Consider the following 7605-nt stretch of genomic DNA (forward strand, 5'->3'; position numbering starts at 1 on the left):
GGACAGCGCCCATTTTACTTGACTGAACAAGTAAAGTGAAACATGCGGTTGAGGTCTTTGATTTTGCTCTATGAAATGTCAAGATTCAGGACCCTCGATAATTTTGGGCCGGTGACATCGGTGAGGCTTGCGTATTTGCCTGAGTATTCCTCCTACGAGGATATTGCAGGAGACCAAGATAGATAAGAGGGGCGCGGAATCGCTCCTTTGCCCATGGTATTGCTACCATAATTTGATAAATATTATCCAATGTTTCGGTGTGCGAGGCAGCGGCGAAATTGCCTGATGAGGTCGAAGCGATTGAGGACGTTGAAGCCGTCGAGGAAACCGCATTGGATGCGGAGGCTGAAGAAGCATGAGCGAACCACCTGACAGACCGAAAATCTATCATATTACCCATGTGGATAATCTATCCTCTATTCTGGCCGCGGGCGGTCTTGAATCCGATGCCAGGCGGCTTGCTCAGGAGGTAGGGCACACGACTATCGGCATGACGGAGATCAAGCAGCGCAGGTTGACGATGGAGGTTGACTGTCACCCCGGAACCAAAGTCGGCGAGTATGTCCCGTTTTACTTTTGTCCCCGTTCGATCATGTTGTATCTGATCCACATGGGAAATCACCTTGACTTGGCCTACACGGGCGGGCAACGGCCTATTTTACATCTCGAAACGGACCTCTATTCTGTGGTAGAATGGGCCAGGGAGAACAGCCGCAGATGGGCCTTCAGCAAGAGCAATGCAGGGGCCTTCTATACGCGGTTTAAGAAAAACTTGGACGAGTTGAACGAGGTGAGCTGGGATGCTGTTGCAGCTCAGGATTTTCGTGACTCAAGAATCAAAGAAGGCAAGCAGGCCGAGTTCCTGCTTCACGACACTTGCCCCTGGAAACTCATAGAACGAATCGGCGTGATTGATGAGCCGACAGCGGAGCGGGTCAACACGATTCTCAGGCAGAACAGGCATCGGCCCGGCGTTAGCGTTCAGCCTGATTGGTACTATTGAAACATACGGGAGATAAGGCCATGATTGATCTGAAAAAAGACGACATTCTGACCGCGGACGTAGAGGCCTTGGTCAATACGGTAAATTGCGTCGGCGTTATGGGGCGCGGTATTGCGCTTCAGTTCCGCAAGGCCTTTCCGGAGAACTTCAAGGAGTATCAGGCTGTTTGCGAGAGGGGTGAATTGAAACCCGGCAAGATGTTCGTTCATGAGCAAGGCCAACTGACGAATCCGCATTACATTATCAATTTCCCCACCAAGGACCATTGGAAGGGCAAGAGCCGGCTTGAGTATGTCGATGCAGGATTGGAGGCGCTGATAAAGGAAGTGCGGCAGCGAGGCATTAGCTCGATCGCTATTCCACCGTTGGGCTGCGGCCTGGGCGGACTGAAGTGGAGTGATGTGCGACCGCGCATCGAACGCGCTTTTGAATCCATGCCCGATGTGCGTGTGCTGCTCTACGAACCGAAAGGAGCTCCGCAAGCTTCCGACATGGTCAAAACAGCGCAAAGACCGAAGATAACCGTTGGGCGAGCCGCTTTGCTCGGGCTGATGAATCAATACCTGAATGCCTTAATGGATCCTTTTGTATCGCTGCTCGAAATTCACAAGCTTATGTATTTCATGCAGGAAGCCGGCGAAAAGTTGAAGCTCCGATACAGCAAGGGTCTTTACGGCCCCTATTCCGAGAACCTTCGCCATGTGCTCAGCCTCATTGAAGGACACTTCATCCAGGGCTATGCCGATGCAGAAGACAACCCGCAGAAACAAATCGAATTGCTTCCTGGATCGGCCGACCACGCAATGACATTGCTTGCGCGCCATGCTGAAACTCGCAAACACTTTGACCGGGTGACAGACCTGGTGAAAGGATTTGAGACGCCTTTTGGCATGGAGCTGCTTTCAACCGTTCACTGGGTTGCTATACGCGAGGAATGTGTCACTGTGGATCAAGCCATCGAGAAGACGCATGCATGGAACCCCAGAAAGCAAATGTTTGAACCGGAGCATATCCGGATTGCCTGGAATGTTCTTCAGCAGAAGGGCTGGCTGTCCAAGGTCAGTTGAGGCCGAGTCCTTGGAGCGGAATATCCTCTCCGTCTTTCTTGTTGATAGAACTCTGCTCTTTTGCCAAGCCATCTTTTACTTGATGGGCATTTGTATTGTGTAGTTGTCAGGCAGATGGGGATGAAAGGTTTCCTAATAACTGCTTATCCCACAGACAAGGTAAAGGAAGGAGATGTTATATGGACAAAGTAGTGGTTTACTATCACAAGGATTCGGACACGATGGATATCTGGTTCGGAAATCCCGAGGACGAAGTTATATGTGAAGAGGCAGGAGAGGGTATTATCTTCAAGAAGGATAAAAATGGAAAGACCATCGGGATAGAAAAGCTATATGTCAGCAAGACTGCCGGTATTGACAAGCCGTTCCCGTTTGAGCTGGTGGTTGCTTAGATTGCGTATTTGCCTGAGTATTCCTCCTACGAGGATATTGCAGGAGACCAAGATAGATAAGAGGGGTGTCAAAGGTGTCTGACACCTTTGACCTTCACGAGCAGGCAGACAATCGAATTATGTTATATTTTGTATGCCAAAGATAGGCTGGAGAGGCTATGTACGGCGCATGAAATGTAGCGGGTCTCCGCCTCCGTCCGACCGCGCGTCGGCGATTCGTCTTGACATGGGGAGGGGAGTTAAGTAAAATAGCCCGTCTGATATTAATGGCAAATGGGATAATTTATGTTAACCTACTTCTACCGAAAAGACGACCAGGACATCTTCTCCGGCCGAAAACGCGAGCTGTCGCTCCTGGAGGGGTACCTGCTCGCACAGCGTCCCGCGGACGCTCACCTCTCGGGGCTCCGGCGCATCGGGAAGACCATGCTCATCAAGGAGTTCATCAAGCGCCGGCTCCGCGACCGGGCCGTTCTGCCGGTCTACATCAACCTGGAAGAGATCGCGGAGACGCCCGAGGACTTTGCCCTCAAGTTCACGGGATGGCACCTCTACTGGCATTATGCGAAGGGAGACCGGCTGCCCGGGCCTTTTCTGCACCTGCCCTCGCTCCTGTTCGAGGCGCATGACAAGGCGCTGCGGGACGCCCTTCTGCCGATCACGCAGGAGCTGGAGAAGGCAAGGCCCGACCGGCAGAGGCTGCTCCAGGAGTGCTTCGGGTTCTCCGAATCGCTCGCACGGTTTGCGAAAAGGCGGGTGCTGCTCTTCCTCGACGAGTTTCAGGAGATCCAGAATCTTACAAACTTCGACCAGACGAAGAACATCCTGAAGATCATGCGCGGCGTCAAAGACCGGTCCGAGCACGTGACCTACTGTATCAGCGGCTCGATCATCTCGGAAATGGAATGGATCACCAAGGACGACCGGAGTCCGTTCTTCAATCAGTTCAACCACATCGACATTCCTCCCTATTCTCCTCAAGAGTCGCGTGAACTCATCCGCAAGTTCATCCCGGACATTGACGCGCGGAACGCCGGTCTCCTGCATCATTACAGCGGGGGGAACCCTTTCTACCTCGTTCAGCTCCTGAGGAAGACCGTGCTGTTCCTGGGACGGGAAGAAGAAACGTCGGAAAGCCTGATCAAGCGGGCGTTCATATCCGAGACTCTTTCCCCGAACGGCCTGATCCACTCCTACTGCAACTATCTCTATTCCGTTTCTTTGCAACGAGCCAAGGGATACGGCGTGCTGAAGTCGCTTCTGGACGCCATCGCCGCTTCCGAATCCTCCATGACCCAGTCCGAGCTTGCCAGAGAGCTCAGGATGACCCAGGGCGCGGTCCGGGTCAATCTGAAGGAGCTCCAGGCGATAGGGCTGCTCACGGAGCGGGACCGGCGATATTTTTACAACGACCCGGTGCTCAGGTACTGGGTGGCATACGTCCAGAACGGCATCGAGGCCCCCGACTTTCCGAAGGAGAAAGACCTGGTTTCCCTCATCGAGGAGCTGGACCGGAAGTACCGGCTCGTTTCTGAAGAGCTGGGTCGGGAGAAGGAAGGGACGGTACGCGAATTGATGCGCCTTTTTGCCGGCCAGAGGGTGGAAGGGAGGCTGTTCGGCATTACGCGGACGGTCATGCTTCCTCGGTTTAAAAGCATCAAGCGCTTTGTCTCGGATGAAGGCAGGACAGAGATCGACGTCTTGGCGAGAAACGGCGTGAGGTGGGCGGTGGAGGTGAAGTGGAAGAGCAAGGCAGTGGGAGAAAAAGAAGTCTCAGCCTTTTTTCAGAAAGCAGCGGCCGTTGCCGACCGATGCTGGTATGTATCGAAGGCCGGTTTTACCAAGGAGGCCAAGGCATTCGCATCAAAAAAAGAGATGTTTCTTTCCTCGGAGCGTGAAATCGGCATTCTAAAGAGGGAACTGGAAAAATGAAGGTGTCGAACCAACGATCAGTGACGATCTCATGAAACGGATCATCAATTACAAAACGAAATGCTGATCGAACGATGAGAATCCCCTACGTCATAGACAATCAGACGCACAAGATGGCCGACGTGCTGAACAGCCTGCTTGCCGGGCACGAGGGAAAGTGCCTCGATGTGGCCACGGCCTATTTCAATGTGCAGGGGTTCCGACTTCTGCGGGCCGGGCTGATAAACCTCGGAAGCTTCCGCCTGCTCATCGGTGACGAACCTGAGAAGGCCGAGTCGGTGGGTCTGATTCCCAAAGGACCGCGCATCAGCCGTGGGCTGTGGGGCGATCTGCAAAGCATGACGTACACGGAGGAGATGCTCCGGGCCGTTGAGGACTTGATCGCGTATCTCCGCCGGGAAGACGTCCAGGTGCGCGTGTTCGAGAAGGGCTTCCTGCACGCCAAGTGTTACTTGTTCTATGGTGATTCTCCTTCCAAGGGGTGGGACCGTTTCCAGCCTGTGGCGGCCATCGTGGGGTCGAGCAATTTCACGGCCGCAGGACTGACCTCGAATAAGGAGCTGAATCTTACGCATAAGGCAGCGCTCACGGATCAGGAAGTTCACGATGATATCCAGCCGGTTCTCTTCCCTGATATGAAATACAATCCCAAGGACCTCCTAAATATGGATACGGAGCTTAAACGCCGGCTCAAGTCGAGTGTGGGGGCGCGGGCCATCGCTGATCTGGATGAGTGGTTTGAACAGAATTGGAACACCTCTCTGAATTTCAAGCAGGAGCTGATCGAACTTCTCGATGCCTCCAAGTTCGGGAGCAAGGAATATACGCCCTACCAGGTGTACATGAAGGCGCTCTTCGAATACTTCAAGGACGACCTGGATGCCAAGCCCCAGGAGACCCGCTCGGCGGTTGAGCTGGCCGAGTTCCAGGAAGACGCGGTGAAGAAGGCCAGGAAGATCCTGAACCGCTACGACGGCGTCCTGATCGCCGATTCCGTGGGTCTGGGCAAGACGTGGATCGGCAAGAAGCTCCTTGAAGACTATGCCTACCACATGAGGTTGAAGGCCATTGTGATCTGCCCGGCGAGCCTGCGGGAGATGTGGAGGCACGAACTCGGCGAAGCCGGTGTTTCGGCCACAATCCTTTCGCAGGAGGAGTTGGGACAGCAGGACTTTGACGCCGCACGATACGGTGACACGGACGTGATCCTGGTGGACGAATCCCACAACTTCAGGAATGCAAGTTCCCAGCGATACGAGAAGCTCTCTGAACTCTTGAGCATGAACGGTTGGCGCGGCAGGGACGGGATGCGAAAAAAGATCATCCTCCTTACGGCCACGCCCATCAACAACGACATCTTCGACCTGTATAATCAGATCCTTCTCTTTACCGGCAACGACAAAGCCTATTTCGCCTCCGCCGGTATCGGCGACCTCTACCGGTACTTCCTTGCGGCCAGGAGAGAGACGGCGTCCCAAGCTGCCGGTATCGCTCTCTTTAACCTTCTTGAAGAGGTGGTCATCCGGAGGACAAGGCCGTTTATCCGCAAGGCATACCCGAATGCAACCATTAAGGGAAAGACCGTGAAATGGCCGGAAAGGAAACTCCGCACCATCCGGTACAATCTCGAAGCCACCTATGAGGGAATCTACGAATTTGTGGTATCGCAGATCGAGAATCTGCGGCTTGCGCCGTATAATCTGGAATCGTACAAGAAAGAGGACGCGCAGAAAGATCTCTTCCAAATGGGGAGAGAAGAGGCGCTGGTCGGAATCTTCAAGAGCCGGTACCTCAAGCGGTTCGAGTCGAGCATCGAGGCCTTCCGGATCAGCGTGCGCCGGGCCTTAGAGTTCATCAAAACCTTCGAGTCCTATGTGCTGGGCGGGAAAGTTCTGGACAGCGCGGCTTTTGCCAGGGCCGTGCGGTTTCTTTCGACCGAGGATGAAGAAGACGATGCCACACCCAAATCCCGCGCCGAGGAAATGGATGCCGATGAGGAGGCAATGGAATTCCTGGGTCAGCTCGCGACGCTCGATCCGTCGCAGTTTGAACTGCGAAGGCTCCATGAGGCCTTGCAGCATGACGTAGAAGCTCTCTCGGAGATATGGGAAGAGATCAAAGACATTTCTCCGAAGCACGATGCCAAGCTTTCCAAACTCAAGGATCTGCTTGCGTCGGAACTGAAAGGGAAGAAGGTCATCATCTTCACCTATTACAAAGACACGGCCCGGTATCTCTTCGGAGAGTTGGGCGGCGAAAAAGGCGAAGCATTCAGAAAGACCGTCGGGAACCCCAGGATCAGGCGAATGGACAGCGGCGCCTCGCCAAAAGACAGAACCTCGCTGGTCGCGGCGTTCGCGCCGACAGCGAATAATCGGGAGGAGTTGAAAGGAAGCGATAGGGAAATAGACATTCTGATATCTACGGACGTGCTCTCTGAAGGTCAGAACCTTCAGGACTGCGGCATCCTGGTGAATTACGACCTCCACTGGAATCCCACCCGCATGGTGCAACGGGCGGGGCGGATCGATCGGATCGGCTCCGATTACGATACATTGTGGATATACAACATGTTTCCCGACGTGGGTCTGGAGCGGCTCCTGGGTCTTGTGGAGAGCCTGAACCGAAAAATCGCGGACATCAACAGAACCGGGTTCCTGGATGCGAGCGTGCTCGGCGAGACGGTCAATCCTCAAAACTTCAACACCCTGAAGCGGATCAGAGAAGAGGACGGCACGGTCATTGACGAGCAGGAGCAGTTCACCGAACTCGCGAGCAATGAATTTCTTCTCCACCAGTTGCAGTCCCTTCTTGCAAGCGGTGCGCAAAAGATGCTGGACGAGCTTCCGGACGGGATACATTCGGGCCTCGCACAATCCGGATACCGGGGCGTATTCTTCTATTTCACCGCGGCATCGGCAAAGGGAGAAGGAAGACACCACTTCTGGCGCTATTATGACCTTGTGGAGAAGCGGATCATCGACAACCGATTCGTCATCGCAAATCTCATCGCCTGTTCGCCGGATACGCCTCGGGTTGTCGGCGATATCGGAAATGAAATATTCAACATTCAGGATGCCGTCATGGAGGATATCGTGAGATCCGCCATGGAACAACGAGCGGCTGAGGCCGCTCCAAAGATCCTCGACCCCATCCAAACGACGATGATTACTCTCCTCGATGGTTATATGAACAGTCCTGAAGTTGACCG

5 protein-coding genes are annotated in these 7605 nt (G+C 54.0%); all 5 read left to right on the forward strand.

From position 1 onward, the window contains the following. Nucleotides 1–355 precede the first annotated feature (355 nt). On the forward strand, nucleotides 356–1003 hold the full coding sequence (locus tag AUK29_03665) for a hypothetical protein (protein ID OIP64834.1): 648 nt from the start codon (nucleotides 356–358) through the stop codon (nucleotides 1001–1003). A 20-nt stretch (nucleotides 1004–1023) separates the two neighbouring features. Continuing rightward, the gene (locus tag AUK29_03670) at nucleotides 1024–2070 is read left to right on the forward strand and encodes an Appr-1-p processing protein (GenBank protein ID OIP64835.1); all 1047 of its coding nucleotides are present in this window, start codon (nucleotides 1024–1026) and stop codon (nucleotides 2068–2070) included. Nucleotides 2071–2249: 179 nt separating this feature from the next. Continuing rightward, a complete protein-coding gene (locus tag AUK29_03675) occupies nucleotides 2250–2462 on the forward strand; it encodes a DUF2283 domain-containing protein (GenBank protein ID OIP64836.1) in 213 nt (70 codons plus the stop codon). A 285-nt stretch (nucleotides 2463–2747) separates the two neighbouring features. After that, nucleotides 2748–4394: a hypothetical protein gene (locus AUK29_03680; protein OIP64837.1), complete on the forward strand. Its 1647-nt coding sequence runs from the start codon at nucleotides 2748–2750 to the stop codon at nucleotides 4392–4394. Nucleotides 4395–4468: 74 nt separating this feature from the next. After that, the coding region (locus tag AUK29_03685; protein OIP64838.1) for a helicase at nucleotides 4469–7605 on the forward strand (3137 nt) is incomplete at its 3' end.

The organism is Nitrospirae bacterium CG2_30_53_67, from assembly GCA_001873285.1.
Classification (GTDB): domain Bacteria; phylum CG2-30-53-67; class CG2-30-53-67; order CG2-30-53-67; family CG2-30-53-67; genus CG2-30-53-67.

Bases quoted from the DNA above. Each gene is read 5' to 3' on its own strand.
- AUK29_03665 (OIP64834.1), top strand. From the start codon at position 356: ATGAGCGAACCACCTGACAGACCGAAAATCTATCATATTACCCATGTG.
- AUK29_03670 (OIP64835.1), top strand. From the start codon at position 1,024: ATGATTGATCTGAAAAAAGACGACATTCTGACCGCGGACGTAGAGGCC.
- AUK29_03675 (OIP64836.1), top strand. From the start codon at position 2,250: ATGGACAAAGTAGTGGTTTACTATCACAAGGATTCGGACACGATGGAT.
- AUK29_03680 (OIP64837.1), top strand. From the start codon at position 2,748: ATGTTAACCTACTTCTACCGAAAAGACGACCAGGACATCTTCTCCGGC.